Below are 17,347 nucleotides of genomic sequence, written 5' to 3' on the forward strand. Positions count from 1 at the left end.
TAATCGAACATACAACAATAGAAAAAACAATATAATTCATTCATAATAACGAGATTACAACATTGGCAAGGGGATTGTTTTTCCTAACCAGAAGTACTTCACAACAAGATACAGTTAAACACAAAACTCTGACAATCTGATAACATGGCAAAAAACGACCTCAACATAGCTTGGCGTAAACTGTTAAAAAATAAGGGGTTTACATGCTTAAATATTATTGGGTTAACGCTGGGTTTTACGGGTTTTATCCTCTCGTATCAATACATCAATCGGGAAGGGAGCTACGATAAATGGAATCCGCATTATAAGGATATCTATCAAATTGGACTCGAATCTGAGGGTTCATTTACAGATGAAACCTCTCCTTCCCTTGCGCCACTGTTGAAACAAAATCTGCCTGATATTGTCTATGCTGGCAGGAAAATAGTATACAATTACGGTAGTTATCCACTTTTTGGTGAAAAAACAGTCCTCATTAAAAATGCTGCACTTATTGACTCCTCGGCAGCACGAATCTTTCATATCGAAAATGCGACAGGACCGCTGTACAAAAATAGAAATCAAAAAGAGGCGAGTATGGTCAAAAAGCATGTCGCTGAACAATTATTCAAAAAAGAAGACTTAAGTTTTGACAGTCCCCATTCTATCCCAGCCTTAAGCAAGGAGCTTGGAATGTCGGAAACAATCTATGGCATAATCAGAGAGCAAGGCTTATCCATGATAGACTATGATCTCCTTTTTATCCGTGAGCCACAGGATATCTTTGCTGATAATAATCCCTTTTTGTACCAGACATTTATTCAAGTTAGGCCGGGTACAGACATAGCTAAATTGACCGATCAGATCAATACGATTTATCAAAAGGAAATTGCACTGAAAGATAAAATTCGCTCGTCCGGTTATGCCAAGGGCAAAATCTATCTGGATTCGCTGACCAACCTCCATCTACATCCCAAAACAGGAAGTAATGCTCCTTATATCATCACCTGGATTATTGGCATTCTCTCCGTTGTGATCCTCTTACTTGCCGCGTCCAATTTTGTCAACATGATCATGGCACAAGCAGATAACCGCCTTAAGGAACTCGTGCTCAAAAAAATACTGGGAAGCTCACGCTGGTCAATCATCAGGCAACTTTTATTGGAAGTATTTATTCTGACCTTCAGTGCTGCGATGCTAAGTTTTGTTACGTTGGCACTAACAGGAAATATACTCCAAAAATGGTTCAATGACGATCTCAGAAGCTATATGTTGCGTATCGATACACTCACACAGCTTTGTGGTGCCGTATTAGCGACCACCATTCTATCGGCTATATATCCAGCCATCGTACTTTCTGGCTTCAAATCTGTTCATCTCCTCAAAGGAGGACTGACGGCAATACCCAAAAAGGGGGCATTCCGCAATACCTTGCTCACTTTCCAGATCAGCATGGCGATTCTGTTTGTCTCGGGCATGCTGGTCATCAGGGCACAGTTGCAATATATGCAGGAGACAGATAAAGGATTTGAACCTGCACAGGTGGTCAATTTCAAAGGTATTGGGATGTATTACAACAAAGACACCTTTGATCAATTAAAACGACGATTAGAAAATGATCCAAGTATTGAGTCCGCCGCGTCAGCGACAAATATTCCGGGAGAGGGAGAACAGCCTCCTAAGATGGCATTTTCCTATGCGCAAAAAACTTTTTCATTTGCTCATGTCGGCGTCGATTCGCATTATTTCAAAACATTAAATATCTCCAGTAAGCAGGGTAACACAAATATCCCGATGGATCAATTACTTCGCGATTCATCAGCCCATTATGCAATTATCAACGAATCTGCAGCCAAAAGCCTGGGACTTATTAATCCTGTGGGCACTAAAATCAAGGGTTGTGATGTTAACTTTGAAATTGTCGGGCTAGTTAACGATACAAAAGCTTACGGTTTTGAAAATGCGGTTCAGCCCACCATATACTCATTAAAAAATGAATGTGGTGCCATGCGTATCCAGACAACGCTTATGGTCAAAACGAAACAAGGGTTGGTTGACAGAGCTATCAATGCGGTCAAAGAAGAATGGGAGAAAAACCCCTCCGCAAAAGACCTTCCTCTTGATTACTCATTTATGGACCAGCAGTATGCATTACAGCACAGGAAACAACAAGAACTGCAGGTCGCTTTTAACAGTTTCACAAGCCTCTCGGTTATCATCGCTGCCTTAGGTCTGTTCAGTATGGCTGCTTATCAAGCGGCATTGCGTAAAAAAGAAATGAGTATCCGGAAAGTACTAGGCGCATCGGCTCAACTACTCTTTATCCAATTGAATCGACCTTTCTTCAGACTGTTTCTGATCGGGATGGGGGCTGCGCTTCCTTTAGCCTATCTGCTTATGGACAAATGGCTTTCCAACTTTGCTTATCACGTTCAATTATCGTGCTGGTCATTTTTGATTCCGATATTTTGCATATTTATCCTCATATTGCTTTCCATTAGTTTTCAATCATTGAAACTTGCGAGAACAAATCCGGTAGACAGCCTGCGGAATGAATAAGTGGATAAAAGACCAAATAAAAAGAGATACCGGGTAAGTGCAAGGTTTATGCATCCAGAATCTCAATACTCAATACTAATATCTCAATACTAGAAAATGATACAACTAAAAAATTTATTCAAGTGGTATAACGTAGGTGGTACACGCTCATTTGTTCTCAAAGATGTAAGCTTAGATATCGCTGAAGGTGATTTTATCTCCATCATGGGGCCTTCAGGGTCGGGAAAATCGACCTTGCTGAATATTATCGGTATGCTAGATGAGCCCGACGAGGGCGATTATTACTTCATGGGAGAGAATGTACTGGAAATGAAGGCAAAAAAAAGAACACAGCTTTATCAGACACATATTGGTTATGTATTTCAGGCCTACCACCTTCTGGATGAGTTGACAGTCTATGAAAATATAGAAACACCACTGATTTATAAGAATATTTCCGGTAAGGAAAGAAAAGCCATTGTAGCGGATATGTTGGACCGTTTCGGCATCGTCGGCAAGAAAGATCTATTTCCCGCCCAATTGTCCGGCGGTCAGCAGCAGATCGTAGGCATCGCCCGTGCCTTGGCGGGATCGCCAAAATTACTGCTGGCGGATGAGCCTACAGGCAATCTCAACTCCAAACAGGGCGAAGAAATCATGGATCTCTTTAAACAGCTCAACGAGGATGGTGTCACCATTATACAAGTCACTCATTCTGAAAAAAATGCCGAATACGGAAAAAAGATCGTTAATATGCTGGATGGACAGCTCAAATAACTGAATGCCAAATTAACCTGGATATCCCTACTTAGTAACTGACTACAGTAGGGATTTTTTCTGCTCATTTGTCAAATCAATTTTATAAATTCGTTATGATGAATGAGAGAGAGTTGAAATCGCTAATATCATTGTTGGACGACACCGACCAACAGATTATTCAGGAAGTGGAACATCGATTAAAAAGCCAGGGACCTGAGATCGTACCTTATTTGGAAAAATTCTGGGAATCAAGCTTTGATCCAAAAGTACAAGGACGGCTGGAAAACATTATTCATGAGATTCAGTTTGATCAGACCAAAAATGAGCTGCAAATCTGGAACCTAAGCAATTCATTCAATCTCCTGGAGGGATTGATCATCCTCAATAACTATCAATACCCTTCTTATGAAGACCATAAAATAGTGCTGACCATAGAGGATCTCAAGACGGAAGTCTGGCGCGGTCTGCAATATGATATGAGTCCACTGGAAAAAGTGAATCTGATCAACCATGTGCTCTTTGGCTCTTTTGGGCTATCAGGTAATACAAAAGACTATCATCACCCACAAAATTCTTATATTGGACAGGTACTCGATACCAAACAGGGCAATCCCCTCACCTTATCCTGCATCTACAGTATTATTGCGCAGAAATTAGACATTCCTATTTATGGCATCAATCTGCCCAAGCATTTTATTCTAGCTTACATGGACGCGGATGAGGAAGGTCATGAGGAGGTCCTATTTTATATCAACGCTTTCAACCGTGGGCAGGTCATGCAAAAAAGCGATGTGCATTCATTTTTAAAGCAGCTGAACCTCACTCCCGATCGGGAGTTTACCTATCCCTGCGATAACGTGACGATTATCAGGCGCGCACTTCGGAACCTGATGTCTGCTTACGAAGAACACGAAAGTGCAAGCAAGCAACAGGAAATCAGAGAGCTGTTCGAATTGCTTGCTTAAAAGTGATTAGTTACCGAAGTTGGTCGCAGATCGGGCATCCAGGAAGATATAACTTGGGGTCAGGTTGTTATAAATTTGTGTGAGATCCGGTTTCGCGTCCCCCTGATCAGTCAGCAAAAAGCGCGAAATCTTTTTGGTAGATCGGTCAGAAACGTAGAAATACTTTCCCTCCTCTACACGGTCGTCAATCCCAACGCTTTGTGGCTGTACCAATCCCGTTTGCCCGCCGCTAATGATTTTATCCGGGGTCACCTCTTTTTCGGATGCTCCTCCAGGTTTGAATACGTTGTCAGGATCATTAAAAAACAGCACCTCACCAACCGCACTACCTCCCGAACCGCTAAAAGTTGTTACGGCCAATAATTTACGTTGGGGAGCATAGGCTATGGAACCCAGATTAGCTTTATTACCCGCTATATATACCTTTAACGCTGGCGCAAATTTCTCTGCATTCACAATGGTATCCCTGGGCCGGTCAATTAATTCTTGCTTCAAATTGGTGTAAACAGCAAATCCAGCTCCTTTGTTTGAGCCGTCGTTGTTAAATCCAACCAATAGATAGGGTTCGTTGCTGCCGTTACCTCTCAAAAGAACCATCGAAGTGGGACGGATCGCCCCCAGGTTAATTTGCTTATCAATGATTTTGGCTCCTCCTCTTGACCCCGTCTTACCCGTAGGCCTACTTATCGCATATAAGCTTGAATTAGTACCATTGTTGGTCGCTGCTAACAGAAAATCCGAATTTGCCGGCGCACTTCCTGTACCTGTGGACTGCGAGAAAAGGTAATAAGCCAGCCCCCTTACGTTCCTAAAACCTGTAAATCCAATATTACCGGAAGTGCCGGGGATGCCATAAATATCATTTTGGAAGGGGATGACACGAAGGAAGGTATCCTGCAGGACGGCATCATTGGCGCTCGCCTGAAAAATCGCTTTCACCCGCGGGTCAAATGTCACCGGTCCCCCGCCTTTGGATGGTGAAAGATATTGATAAATATTGGTGAGACTCGTTGTATCCGCCGGATCCACGATCATGAGGTTCTTAATGCTGGACTCCCCTCCATCCTGATAGTCCTGAAAAGAGACATACAACCTCGAAATAAGGGTTTGCCGACCACTGTCATCCGGCTCATCATCCAGTTTTTTACAGGAGACAAATCCTACCAAGCTGACAAATAATACAATAACACAGGAGTGAAGCGAAAATTTCATATATTTTTATCTAAATAGCTTATTGCGTTAAACATACAAATCTACTAATATATGAAGAATATCAATGCATTTATATGATTCTTTTGGCCTGTTGCCCTAACATCTAAAACGGAAAGATTTGCCATTTCGCTACTTTTTGATTAAAATTGCCTTTGATTTTGATATCACTTACGATTATGGAAAATAAGGAATTTGTACGGGAGAAGCTAGCATTACCAGGAGAGGGCAAGAAATTGTTGCTGCACTCCTGCTGTGCGCCTTGTTCCGGAGAGGTGATGGAAGCACTGATCGCTTCAGATATCGACTTTACGATTTATTTTTACAATCCTAATATTCATCCGCGCAAAGAGTACGATCTGCGCAAAGAAGAGAATATCCGGTTTGCCAACAAACATAATATACCATTTATTGATGCAGACTACGATGTAGACCATTGGTTTGAACTGGCTAAAGGTATGGAACACGAACCTGAAAGAGGCATCCGCTGCACCATGTGTTTTGATATGCGTTTTGAAAAGACCGCAGAATACGCCGCAGCAAATGGCTTTGATGTCATTTCAAGCTCGCTGGGTATTTCACGCTGGAAAAATATGGAACAGATCAATGACTGTGGATTACGGGCTGCTTCACGCCATGAAGGTATGGAATACTGGACTTTCAATTGGCGAAAAAAAGGAGGCTCGGCACGCATGCTGGAAATATCCAAAAAAGAAAAATTCTATATGCAAGAATATTGCGGCTGTGCATATTCCCTTCGCGACACCAATAAATGGCGAATGGCAAATGGTCGGGAAAAGATAGAGTTAGGCAAAAATTACTATGAATAAGCCACGCTATTGGAATGTATGAAACATTGAGCGGGAATATTTAAAAAAATATTTCTATTCTAATGAATTTATACATACCTTTGCAGGCTCAAATGCAAGATTGTGAAACATCTAAAACAATACAGAATTCCCTTTTCGGGGCTCAACGCTGGAAAGCACAATTTTGAGTTTGACATTACTAAAAAGTTCTTTGACTGCTACGAACATTCGATTGTAAAAGATGGCAATCTTAAGGTAGAAGTGGAGTTGCAAAAGCAGGAAAATCTATTGATTTTGCACTTCGATATCCAGGGTGAGATTCAGTTGACCTGCGACACCTGCCTTAGAGAATTTATGTCACCTGTTTCAATTCAGGAGCGCATATTGGTCAAATTCACGGACGAAGACTGGACAGACAATACCGAAGAGGTGCTGATCCTGTCAAAAAACGATCATGAATTGGATATCGCCGAGTTGCTGTATGAGTATATCAACCTGGCTGTCCCCTATATCGTCAAATGTGAAGAGCAAGGGCAAGGCATACAGTGTGATCCTGAAATGCTGGCTTTATTTAGCAGTGAGCCGGGTTCAGAAGAACACAATGAAGAAGAAATTATCGACCCACGTTGGGAAGCATTGAGAAATATTAAAAATAACTAAAAACAAAAATACGAGATGGCACATCCAAAACGTAAAACTTCTAAATCAAGAAGAGACAAGAGAAGAACACATTATAAAGCCGAAAGACCGAGCTTGACAGTATGTAAAGAAACTGGCGCGGTTCATTTACCTCACCGCGCATACACTGTAGACGGCAATCTGTACTACAACGGTAAATTAATCATTGAAAATACAGCTGTTGTCTAAGGTAAACCTTTCATAACACCAAAACATCCCAAACAAGCAATATTTTAGAAATTTGCTTCATTTTGGGATGTTTTTTGCGTATTATTGATTTACTAAATAATAACGGATGAAGATTGGTTTAGATATTTTAGGAGGAGATTATGCTCCTAAAGCGACGATAACAGGTGCTATCGAGGCACAAAAACAGCTTACTGGAGACCAAAAAATAGTCCTTTTTGGTAATACTGAAGAGACTAAACAACTTATCGATCAAGCCGGAGGAAATTCATCTGACTTCGAATATGTGGACGCTCCAGAAGCCATTGCAATGGGTGAACATCCTACCAAAGCAATTACACAAAAGCCCAACTCAAGCATTGCGAAGGGATTTGAATATTTAAAAAACAAAGAAATCGACTCATTCGCATCTGCTGGCAATACCGGAGCCATGCTTGTAGGTTCGATGTTTAGCGTTAAAGCTATTCCCGGGGTGCTCCGCCCTGCCATAGCAACAATTGTCCCAAAATTGAAATCTGGTTTCGGAATCTTGCTGGATGTCGGCGCAAATGCAGACTGCAAACCCGAGATGCTGAACCAATTTGCAATTTTAGGAAGTCTTTTTGCCCAACATGTATTCAACGTATCCAATCCTAAAGTAGGATTATTGAATATCGGAGAAGAAGAAGAAAAAGGAAACATCCTAACAACCTCTACCTACCCCCTACTTAAAGCCAACGACAAGATTAACTTTATCGGAAATGCTGAAGGCCGTGATCTGTTCAGTGATCATGCCGACGTTTATGTCTGTGATGGATTTACAGGCAACGTCGTGTTAAAACTGGCAGAATCATTTTATGTAGTGACCCTCAAAAAAGGTTTTAAAGATGATTTCTTTGACCGATTCAACTACGAACAGTACGGTGGAAGTCCAATCTTGGGAGTGAATGCTCCTGTCATTATTGGTCATGGCATTTCAACGCCAGAGGCCATTAAAAATATGGTTTTATTTTCAAGAGATATGATCGAGTCGAAATTCATTGACAGCATCAGATCCATTTTCAATTAGAATATTTATGTCAAAGATTCACGCCGCAATTACGGCTGTACATGGTTACGTTCCGGATTACATCCTGACCAACAAAGAATTGGAAACTATGGTCGATACCAACGATGAGTGGATTGTATCGCGAACTGGAATCAAAGAGAGACGCATCTTAAAGGGCGAAGGGCTTGCTACATCTGATCTTGCTGTACCAGCCGTTCAGGGGTTATTGAAAAAGAGGGGAATTGATGCGACAGAGATCGATTTAATTATTTTTTGTACCAGTACACCGGATATGCTATTTCCGGCTACAGCCAACATCCTTGCGGATAAAATCGGTGCCACCAACGCCTGGGGATTTGACTTGCAGGCAGCCTGCTCTGGCTTCTTGTTCGGTCTGAATACGGGAACTCAGTTTATCACCGCCGGTACTCATAAAAAAGTTCTTGTAGTGGGCGCCGACAAAATGTCGTCCGTGATCAACTATCAGGACCGCAATACCTGTATCCTTTTTGGAGATGGCTGCGGCTGCGTCTTGCTGGAACCGAATGAAGAAGGTTTGGGTATTCAAGACGCCATTCTAAAGACAGATGGTTCCGGAGGGCAATACCTCAACATTAAAGGTGGCGGCTCACTCAATCCAGCAACACATGCAACTGTAGATGCCGGTCTACATTACGCTTATCAGGAAGGGCGTACAGTTTTCAAATTTGCCGTCACTAATATGGCGGATGTCGCGCATGAAGTGATGGTAAAAAATAACCTGAAATCTGAAGACATTGCCTGGCTGGTTCCACATCAGGCCAATAAACGTATCATTGACGCTACTGCTGAACGTGTGGGGCTTCCGGAAGAAAAAGTCATGGTCAATATCCAAAAGTATGGAAATACAACCAGTGGAACTATTCCCCTATGTCTATGGGAATGGGAATCCCAACTGAAAAAAGGAGACAACTTAATCCTGGCCGCTTTTGGAGGTGGCTTTACCTGGGGATCCATCTATTTAAAATGGGCATATTAATTATCCCATTTTTTCGCATAATTTATTACTTTTGACAGTTAGAATTTTTAGAAACAAACAAAACCTACAATACTATGGGTATGGATATCAAACAAATTCAGGACTTGATTAAATTCGTTTCAAAATCAGGTGTGAATGAAGTCTCGATTGAAGAGCAAGATTTTAAAATTACAATAAAGACAAATCAGGAGCCTACTTATGTAACCGCAACAGTTCCCGCCGTGGCTCCAGTTGCAGCACCTCAGGTAGCGCAGGCTGCAGCTCCAGCACCTGCAGCAACGCCTGCCGCTCCTGCTCCGGCTAATAACGAAGCGAACCTTATTACCATCAAATCACCTATGATCGGTACCTTTTACCGTTCTGCTGGTCCCGGCAAGCCTTCTTTCGTCAATGTTGGTGACGATATCAATACAGGATCTGTATTATGTATTGTTGAAGCAATGAAATTGTTCAACGAAATTGAATCTGAAGTTTCTGGTAAAATCGTTAAGATTTTGGTAGACGATGCTCAACCTGTTGAGTTCGATCAACCATTATTCTTAGTCGAGCCTAAGTAGTTTACAATAACGTAAATGAATACCATGTAGCCTACAAAGGGCTACATTTTAGCAAATTTCATAATTCAAGACAATGTTTAAAAAAATATTAATTGCAAACAGGGGTGAAATCGCCCTGCGCATTATTCGTACCTGCCGCGAGATGGGTATCAAAAGTGTGGCAGTATACTCGACCGCTGACAGAGATAGCTTACACGTTAGATTTGCGGACGAGGCAGTTTGTATTGGCCCCCCTCCAAGTAAAGATTCTTACTTAAACATTCCGAATATTATATCCGCAGCTGAACTTACAAATGCAGATGCGATTCACCCGGGATATGGTTTCCTATCGGAGAATGCACGATTCTCCGCAATCTGTGCAGAATATGGTATCAAGTTTATTGGTGCCACTGCTGAGCAGATTGAAAAAATGGGTGATAAATCACAGGCTAAAGATACGATGAAGAAGGCCGGTGTACCCACCGTCCCAGGATCTGAAGGTCTGATTTCCAATGTAAAGGAAGGTATCGCTCTCGCCAAAGAGATCGGCTACCCTGTAATTATCAAAGCGACTGCCGGTGGTGGTGGCCGTGGTATGCGCATCATCTGGAAAGACGAAGAATTTGAGCCAGCTTGGGATTCTGCCCGTGTAGAAGCTGCTGCTGCATTCGGCAATGATGGTATTTACCTTGAAAAATATGTCGAAGAACCACGTCACATCGAGTTCCAGATTGTCGGTGACCAGTTCGGCACGGTATGTCATTTATCTGAACGCGATTGCTCTATCCAACGCCGTCATCAAAAATTGATCGAGGAGTCGCCTTCTCCATTCATGACCCCCGAACTAAGAGCTGCAATGGGTGAAGCAGCAATTAAAGGTGCTCAAGCCGTGAACTACGAGGGTGCCGGTACAATCGAATTTCTGGTTGACAAACACCGTAACTTCTACTTTATGGAGATGAACACCCGTATCCAGGTGGAGCACCCTGTAACCGAAGAAGTGATCAACTTCGACTTAATCAAAGAACAAATTAAGGTTGCAGCCGGAATACCGATCTCGGGAAAGAATTACGAGCCGCAAATGCATGCAATCGAATGCCGGATCAACGCCGAAGATCCATTCAACAACTTCCGCCCTTCACCGGGTAAAATCACCAATTTCCACTCACCGGGCGGTCATGGTGTACGGGTAGACACACACGTCTACTCAGGCTATACAATCCCACCCAATTACGACTCCATGATTGCGAAGCTGATCTGTGTCGCACAGACCCGTGAAGAAGCGATCTGCACCATGGAACGTGCGTTGAGCGAGTTTGTGATCGAAGGAATCAAAACAACCATTCCTTTACACCTGAGATTGATGCGTGATCCTAACTTCAGAGCCGGCAATTTCACGACGAAGTTTATGGAAACATTTGACCTAACAGAATATCCTGTAGAAGATTAAATAAAATTATCTTTACACGTATAAAAAATACCATTCTTTACAATAAGAATGGTATTTTTGTTTTCAAACAATTTTTATGAGTACACCAAATTCGAAAGATCTAATACAAGCTATCAAAAATAAAGGGAAGAATATAGAAGCGGAGATGTCTTTCTTTGACCATCTTGAAGTATTGAGATGGCATTTGGTCCGTTCAGCAATTGCCATCTGTATTTTTGCGGGCATTGCTTTTACATTCTATGATTTTGTATTCAACGACATCATTATGGGGCCAAAAAATCTGGATTTTTGGACCTACCGTATGATGTGCAAAGCCGCAGATGCTTTTAATCTGGCTGACTTCTGTGTTAAGAAAATACCGTTCAATATCATCAATACAGAATTGGCGGGCCAATTTATGCTTCAGATCAACTCCTGTCTATTGATGGCTTTGATGATGGGCTTCCCCTATCTCCTATTTGAAATCTGGTTATTTGTAAAACCTGCTTTGACAGATATCGAGAGACGCTCTGCACGCGGATTCGTTTTCTACTCTACCGTGCTGTTCCTCCTAGGCGCGCTTTTCGGATACTTTATTGTCGTACCATTGTCCATCAACTTTTTGGCAAACGTGTCTTTGAGCGATGAGATCGTCAATCAGATTACCATTGACAACTATCTCTCTACCATTGCAACGCTGACTTTAGGCTGTGGAATCGTGTTCTTGCTTCCGATCCTCGTATTTATCCTTTCCAAGATAGGAATTATGACACCTGAATTTATGCGTGCCAGCCGCCGTTATGCTACGGTTATTATCCTCGTCATCGCAGCAGTCATTACACCTTCGGCAGATATTATCACCATGCTTACAGTCGCAGCACCTATGTTCCTGCTCTACGAAGTCAGTATCATGGTATCAGCCGATGTCAAAAGAAAAAAATTAGCACAAGAAAAATAAAATACAATAAAAATGAGCACCGTAAAGAAAATTGCAATTGGAAGTGATCACGCTGGTTTTGAATATAAGACCGCATTGGTAGACTTTTTGAAAGAATTAGGGTATGAAGTAACGGATTTTGGTACCAACACTGCGGATTCAGTTGATTATCCAGACTTTGCGCACCCAGTTGCTTCTGCTGTGGAAAACAAAACAGCTGACGCGGGTGTCTTGATCTGTGGCAGTGCCAACGGTGTTGCCATCACGGCCAATAAACATCAGAATATTCGTGCAGCCATCTGCTGGCTGGAGGAAATTGCAGCTTTGGCCCGCCAGCACAACGATGCAAACGTTGTCTGTATTCCTGCACGCTTTATCGATCTGGATCTAGCTAAGAAAATCACTTCAACATTTATGACAACGGACTTCGAAGGTGGACGCCACGCAAACCGTGTCAACAAAATTGCTTGTAGCTGATAACAAATTAACATATTTTAAGAAGCGGATGAAAGACCAAATATACTTTTCATCCGCTTTTTTAGTTATATTGTGTACGAACTGATAGTTGTCATACCGATTACGGTTAGGCTGCCGGACGGCAAATTTAAAAGTGGCTAAAGCCTGACAAGCGATGTGACGCTGCATGTCACCTATATATGAGAAAATAAACAGTGCATATGGATTGATCTGAGGCTATCAGCCCCAAAGAGTCCAGAAGCGATATGAAAATAGACAGATGAAGAAGATATACAACCTATTTTGGATTGCATTCTCCCTGATGAGCTGTGCAAAGGCGCAAGACGTAAATACCAGCTACGCCAATGAAATTACAGTTGAATCGACACAGAAACACCTCCGGACACTCGCTTCCGTAGATTTTGAAGGACGTGGAACCGGGCAGAAAGGGGGCCAGCTGACGGCAGATTATATTGCGAACGAGTTCAAAAAATATGGCCTTTCGGCTCCTGTCAATGGATCATATTTCCAGCCGCTGCAACTGATTCACAATAGTTTTAAAGTTAGGCAATTTAAGATCAATGATAAGCCCTTTCAACACGGGAAGGACATCTTTGTGATCGGCAATAACGAAAACAAACTTTTTGAAAGCCATGAAATTCTCTTCATTGGCTACGGCATAGACGATCCCAAGTACTCAGACATTGCGGGACTGGACCTTGCCAATAAAATTGTCCTGTTACTTAATGAGAATGAACCTACCGATGACAAAGGGAATTCTTGGATCACCGGCAAAAAGACACCTTCCGAATGGTCTACAAGCCGAAATAAAAAGATCAAAGAGATTTTAAAAAAGAAACCAAAACTTGTGCTGGCCATCAATAGCCAACTTGGCGAATTATTGGAACAAGCGGGAGACCGGGCGACTGAAGGCCGTTATAATCTGGCTGTAGACCAGCCTGCACCCGAAACCTCACCGATGATACCGGTGGTCAATATAACTGATCACACGGCCAATTACATTCTCAATCTTGCACGAACGAATCTCGCCGCCGTAGTTGGCAAGATTAACCGCTCTGGCCAGCCCAGCTCCTTTGCTATCACTACTAGTTTTAAAGCAGAATTTGGCACCAACGCAGCAACATTGTCGGATCCTAACGTACTGGGTTACCTCGAAGGGACGGACAAGAAGGATGAACTCCTTGTCATCGGAGGCCACTACGACCATGACGGCAAAGACTCCAAAGGGAACATATTCTTTGGTGCCGATGATAACGCTTCGGGTACCACCGCAGTACTCGAACTGGCGCGTACCTTCGCCAGTGCTAAGGCGGCTGGCAAAGGACCAAGACGGAGTATCCTGTTTATTACCTATGCTGCTGAGGAGAAAGGTCTGCTAGGCTCCAAATTCTATACCGAGAATCCGATATTCCCACTGTCCAGTACGGTAGCCTGTATCAATATCGACATGATCGGCCGTGTGGATGATAAGCACCTTCATGGAAACCATGACTATATACATGCTATAGGTTCAGACAAATTAAGTTCGGAGCTCTATCAAATCAACAAAAATGAAAATGATAGACATACCAAGCTGGAAATGGATTATATGTATGATAATCCAAAAGATCCGATGCGCTTATACTACCGTTCGGACCACTATAATTTTGCAAAAAAAGGCATCCCGTCGATTTTCTATTTTTCAGGTTTACATCCCGATTATCACACTCCGGCTGATACCTATGACAAAATCGATTTTCCATTGATGGTGAAGCGTGAGAAGCTGATCTTCTATACGGCATGGGAGATCGCAAATAGAGATCAGCGGTTAGTCATTGATAGCAATAAAGAATAAAAATAGTTTTACATGGAACAAAAAAGGTCGAGTAAAAAAAACAGTTTTACTCGGCCTTTTTTGATTTTAGAAAAAAATTTACACTTACCACGGATACAAACGGCCTGCTTGTTAAACTTTGTTAAAGTTACTTTATGGAGGCCAGCCTGCTTTTTGTTGATGCTATTAATTCGTATTATTGAAACACATAATTTTACTAATCAAGCAGCCATTGTAACCTTTATGAAAATACCATTTATTTTCTGTTTTCTGTTTCTATTAACCACGGCCGGTTTTTCTCAAACGAAAGGAAAAGCAGTAGGAACTGTACTATCAGCGACTGGTGAAGCGCTCGAAAAAGCGACAGTCACTGTAATTGCACCTAAAGATTCCGCTGTCATCTCCTATTTATTGACAGATGCCAAAGGCAGCTTTGAATTTGTTAGATTACCTGCAGAAACGGATCTTATTTTGATTGTTTCACATATCAATGCATCTGCTTATAGTCAGCATTTTACGATCCATAACAGCGTACACAACTTTGGTCAGTTGAAGCTCGCTGCCAAGAGCCTGGATGAAGTCGTCGTCAATGTGCTCCCTCCAGTCCGGATGAATAAAGATACCTTGGAATACAACACAAATTTCTTTAAAACGAGGCCAAATGCTAATGTCGAAGAACTGATCAAACAGTTACCCGGCTTACAGGTTAATATGGACGGGACCATTTATTATCAGGGAAAGGAAGTGTCGAAAGTAAAGGTCAACGACAAAGATTTTTTCTCCTCGGATGTGCGCATTGCTACACGCAATCTAGATGCCTCTTTAATAAAAACTGTTCAGGTTTTTCGTGACAAAGGGGAATCAAAGATCAATGTGGAAGATGAAGAAAAACTGCCTATAATCATTAATCTCAAAGTCAAAAAGGAATTTCTAAAAGCCAGTTTTGGTAAAGTTTACGGAAGCGGAGGTACCCGGGAGCGTTACGAGGCTGGAGCACTATTTAATACTTTTCGGGATACACTGCAACTGAGTTTCCTGGCATTTGGGAACAATATCAACCGGCAAAGTTTTGATTACAGTGAACTGAGTGAGCAAGGTGGGCTTAACCGGGCCGAACAGTATGGTTTTGATAGCTTCGGCGGACGCAATTATTCCGGCAAAGCCAATGATATCGGTGCAGGAGTCAATCTGAATAACGACTGGGGAAAGAAGACGAAACTCAATATCATGTACATATTTAAGCATAACAATTCCGAAAATGCCAACGAGTCCAATCAGGTTGCCCGATACGATACAATTGAACAATTTAGCTCCAGCCGTTACCAGCAGCAAAAAAAACAGTTTACCCATAATCTTAAGTCTCTTTTCCGGCATCGCATCGATACAACGGCTTATTTCGAATTTACACCAAGCATTAAAGTGAACCGCGAACGCCAATATGCACATTCCCTTTCATCGGTTACTACAAAACAGGACAGTATCAATAGGTCAGCAGCAGATGGAGATTCAAAGGAGACTCAATTTAGCTATTCACATGGTTTTTACTTCGAAAAACAACTCAGCAAGGAGCATAGTTTTTCTTTTCGCAACAATATCGATTATAGTAATAACAGCTCCGATGGAATTAGTGACCAGAACAGCACCATCTACAACAGTCCTAATCCAGAGACCAAACTATGGGTAAGTCAAGGCGAAGGGTCTAAATCCAATGCGATCAACTCAACCGCCACCTACGTCAACAAAAGCATAGAAAAACTCAATTTTAGTGTATTCTTTGCGTTTAATACCAGCAACAGGTCCCAGACAGAATCCATATATTTCGACCGGGATAACAATGGAAAGGTGCATGGCAGTAATCTTGAAAATAGTTTTGATTACAATTTCCGGGAATACATATCCAGTATCAAGTTTTATTGGAAACCCATCAAGGATATCTTTGTCGACATAGGAACGGCCTATGCTGTAAAAAATGATCACTTTGACCTTAAGAAACTGGAAGAAAACAGAAATTTTAAAAATGGATACTGGCTACCGAATGTCACCTTCCGTTATAAGAATTTGTCTTTGCTGTGGCAGAAAAATTTACAATCTCCGTCCCCTAATGGGGTTCAAACCGTTGAAAGTAATTTAAATCCCTTGTATACAAGATTACAATCATTTATTTTCGACAATGTCGAAACTCAAAATATCAACTTTTCCTTTTATACCTATACATCGAAAATACAACTGCATCTGGGCGCTAATATCAATTATGAAAATAAAAGCATCGGATCCAGAAGCTGGCGTGATTTAAAAACTGGACAATATACGGTTCAGTCCTATCTGGCAGATTCAAAATATAATTCCTCGGTCTACAATTATTTTAGATATAGTTTTAAGGCTGGGGAGAACTGGAGCTTCTATCTGTCACAGAACAGCAGTGTGTATAACTATGAAAATTATGAATCTATCAATGATGTGGATAATAAAACCAATACACTTGGAATGAATTTCACACAGGAATTTTCGGTGACCTGGAAAAATCTGATCGGGATACAACCCAAATATACCTACAGCAGAAATAAGAATATGAATTCCGTCAAGGATAACCCTGATTTTATAGAAACGACCTATTCCACCCATCGTATTGGCGCTGGAATCAATATCTATCCGATCAAGGGTTTCTCTTTAGAGACGTCCTACGCGTTGGATAATCGGGCGAGTGGGTTAAGCGGGCGAAGAAACTATCATATCCTGAACGCCTCCGTTTACTATACAATGAAAAACAATTCGCAGCTAAAACTAACAGGCTTTGATATCTTGAATCAGAATACACAGAATTATTGGGGAAGCCAGGGCAACGCTACCTATTTCGGAAATTCAATGACTTTAAAACAGTATTTTATGCTCGGGTATATTTACAAGTTCAATCGCATAAAAACTAAGTGAAAAATCGGTTTTTGCGCTGCTAGATAGAACATTTTATCTGGACTTATTGTTATCTTTAA

The 17,347-nt window shown here is 41.7% G+C and carries 15 protein-coding genes; 14 read left to right on the plus strand and 1 reads right to left on the minus strand.

The annotated features are described in order from the left end of the window. The first annotated feature begins 144 nt into the window (after positions 1–144). The 3 genes from FGL37_RS03270 (at position 145) to FGL37_RS03280 (ending at position 4,241) form a co-directional block, all read left to right on the plus strand. Positions 145–2,538: an ABC transporter permease gene (locus FGL37_RS03270; protein WP_028072638.1), complete on the plus strand. Its 2,394-nt coding sequence runs from the start codon at positions 145–147 to the stop codon at positions 2,536–2,538. Positions 2,539–2,634: 96 nt separating this feature from the next. Continuing rightward, on the plus strand, positions 2,635–3,294 hold the full coding sequence (locus FGL37_RS03275) for an ABC transporter ATP-binding protein (protein ID WP_028072637.1): 660 nt from the start codon (positions 2,635–2,637) through the stop codon (positions 3,292–3,294). A gap of 95 nt (positions 3,295–3,389) precedes the next feature. Then, positions 3,390–4,241, plus strand: a complete 852-nt coding sequence (locus tag FGL37_RS03280) for a transglutaminase-like domain-containing protein (protein WP_317132222.1) — start codon at positions 3,390–3,392, stop codon at positions 4,239–4,241. A gap of 6 nt (positions 4,242–4,247) precedes the next feature. On the opposite strand, the gene FGL37_RS03285 is transcribed toward FGL37_RS03280, so the two are convergent. Then, positions 4,248–5,453, minus strand: coding sequence for a hypothetical protein (locus FGL37_RS03285; RefSeq protein ID WP_028072635.1), 1,206 nt, complete (start codon positions 5,451–5,453; stop codon positions 4,248–4,250). 176 nt (positions 5,454–5,629) lie between these two features. Here FGL37_RS03285 and FGL37_RS03290 point away from each other — a divergent pair, with 176 nt between their 5' ends. From FGL37_RS03290 to FGL37_RS03340, 11 genes are all read left to right on the plus strand, one after another. Beyond that, positions 5,630–6,280 (plus strand): epoxyqueuosine reductase QueH, encoded by a 651-nt coding sequence (locus FGL37_RS03290; RefSeq protein WP_028072634.1) that lies wholly within the window; start codon positions 5,630–5,632, stop codon positions 6,278–6,280. A 102-nt stretch (positions 6,281–6,382) separates the two neighbouring features. Further along, positions 6,383–6,919: a YceD family protein gene (locus tag FGL37_RS03295; RefSeq protein WP_028072633.1), complete on the plus strand. Its 537-nt coding sequence runs from the start codon at positions 6,383–6,385 to the stop codon at positions 6,917–6,919. A gap of 15 nt (positions 6,920–6,934) precedes the next feature. Further along, positions 6,935–7,126 (plus strand): 50S ribosomal protein L32, encoded by a 192-nt coding sequence (gene rpmF / locus FGL37_RS03300; RefSeq protein WP_081818039.1) that lies wholly within the window; start codon positions 6,935–6,937, stop codon positions 7,124–7,126. A 106-nt stretch (positions 7,127–7,232) separates the two neighbouring features. Continuing rightward, a complete protein-coding gene (plsX, locus tag FGL37_RS03305) occupies positions 7,233–8,171 on the plus strand; it encodes a phosphate acyltransferase PlsX (protein WP_028072632.1) in 939 nt (312 codons plus the stop codon). A 7-nt stretch (positions 8,172–8,178) separates the two neighbouring features. Continuing rightward, positions 8,179–9,168, plus strand: coding sequence for a beta-ketoacyl-ACP synthase III (locus FGL37_RS03310; RefSeq protein ID WP_028072631.1), 990 nt, complete (start codon positions 8,179–8,181; stop codon positions 9,166–9,168). A 74-nt stretch (positions 9,169–9,242) separates the two neighbouring features. Continuing rightward, the gene (gene accB / locus FGL37_RS03315; protein ID WP_028072630.1) at positions 9,243–9,725 is read left to right on the plus strand and encodes an acetyl-CoA carboxylase biotin carboxyl carrier protein; all 483 of its coding nucleotides are present in this window, start codon (positions 9,243–9,245) and stop codon (positions 9,723–9,725) included. Positions 9,726–9,798: 73 nt separating this feature from the next. Then, positions 9,799–11,154, plus strand: a complete 1,356-nt coding sequence (accC, locus tag FGL37_RS03320) for an acetyl-CoA carboxylase biotin carboxylase subunit (protein WP_028072629.1) — start codon at positions 9,799–9,801, stop codon at positions 11,152–11,154. 76 nt (positions 11,155–11,230) lie between these two features. Beyond that, positions 11,231–12,091, plus strand: coding sequence for a twin-arginine translocase subunit TatC (gene tatC / locus FGL37_RS03325; protein ID WP_028072628.1), 861 nt, complete (start codon positions 11,231–11,233; stop codon positions 12,089–12,091). A 12-nt stretch (positions 12,092–12,103) separates the two neighbouring features. Next, entirely contained in the window at positions 12,104–12,547 is a 444-nt protein-coding gene (gene rpiB / locus FGL37_RS03330; RefSeq protein ID WP_028072627.1) for a ribose 5-phosphate isomerase B, read from the plus strand. A gap of 259 nt (positions 12,548–12,806) precedes the next feature. Beyond that, on the plus strand, positions 12,807–14,381 hold the full coding sequence (locus FGL37_RS03335) for a M28 family peptidase (protein ID WP_028072626.1): 1,575 nt from the start codon (positions 12,807–12,809) through the stop codon (positions 14,379–14,381). A 222-nt stretch (positions 14,382–14,603) separates the two neighbouring features. Further along, entirely contained in the window at positions 14,604–17,288 is a 2,685-nt protein-coding gene (locus FGL37_RS03340; RefSeq protein ID WP_028072625.1) for a peptidase associated domain and porin domain-containing protein, read from the plus strand. Positions 17,289–17,347 lie beyond the last annotated feature (59 nt).

Origin of the sequence: Sphingobacterium thalpophilum (assembly GCF_901482695.1) — a bacterium.
Taxonomy (GTDB): domain Bacteria; phylum Bacteroidota; class Bacteroidia; order Sphingobacteriales; family Sphingobacteriaceae; genus Sphingobacterium; species Sphingobacterium thalpophilum.

Bases quoted from the DNA above. Each gene is read 5' to 3' on its own strand.
- FGL37_RS03270 (WP_028072638.1), top strand. From the start codon at position 145: ATGGCAAAAAACGACCTCAACATAGCTTGGCGTAAACTGTTAAAAAAT.
- FGL37_RS03275 (WP_028072637.1), top strand. From the start codon at position 2,635: ATGATACAACTAAAAAATTTATTCAAGTGGTATAACGTAGGTGGTACA.
- FGL37_RS03280 (WP_317132222.1), top strand. From the start codon at position 3,390: ATGATGAATGAGAGAGAGTTGAAATCGCTAATATCATTGTTGGACGAC.
- FGL37_RS03285 (WP_028072635.1), bottom strand. From the start codon at position 5,453: ATGAAATTTTCGCTTCACTCCTGTGTTATTGTATTATTTGTCAGCTTG.
- FGL37_RS03290 (WP_028072634.1), top strand. From the start codon at position 5,630: ATGGAAAATAAGGAATTTGTACGGGAGAAGCTAGCATTACCAGGAGAG.
- rpmF (WP_081818039.1), top strand. From the start codon at position 6,935: ATGGCACATCCAAAACGTAAAACTTCTAAATCAAGAAGAGACAAGAGA.
- plsX (WP_028072632.1), top strand. From the start codon at position 7,233: ATGAAGATTGGTTTAGATATTTTAGGAGGAGATTATGCTCCTAAAGCG.
- FGL37_RS03310 (WP_028072631.1), top strand. From the start codon at position 8,179: ATGTCAAAGATTCACGCCGCAATTACGGCTGTACATGGTTACGTTCCG.
- accB (WP_028072630.1), top strand. From the start codon at position 9,243: ATGGGTATGGATATCAAACAAATTCAGGACTTGATTAAATTCGTTTCA.
- accC (WP_028072629.1), top strand. From the start codon at position 9,799: ATGTTTAAAAAAATATTAATTGCAAACAGGGGTGAAATCGCCCTGCGC.
- tatC (WP_028072628.1), top strand. From the start codon at position 11,231: ATGAGTACACCAAATTCGAAAGATCTAATACAAGCTATCAAAAATAAA.
- rpiB (WP_028072627.1), top strand. From the start codon at position 12,104: ATGAGCACCGTAAAGAAAATTGCAATTGGAAGTGATCACGCTGGTTTT.
- FGL37_RS03335 (WP_028072626.1), top strand. From the start codon at position 12,807: ATGAAGAAGATATACAACCTATTTTGGATTGCATTCTCCCTGATGAGC.
- FGL37_RS03340 (WP_028072625.1), top strand. From the start codon at position 14,604: ATGAAAATACCATTTATTTTCTGTTTTCTGTTTCTATTAACCACGGCC.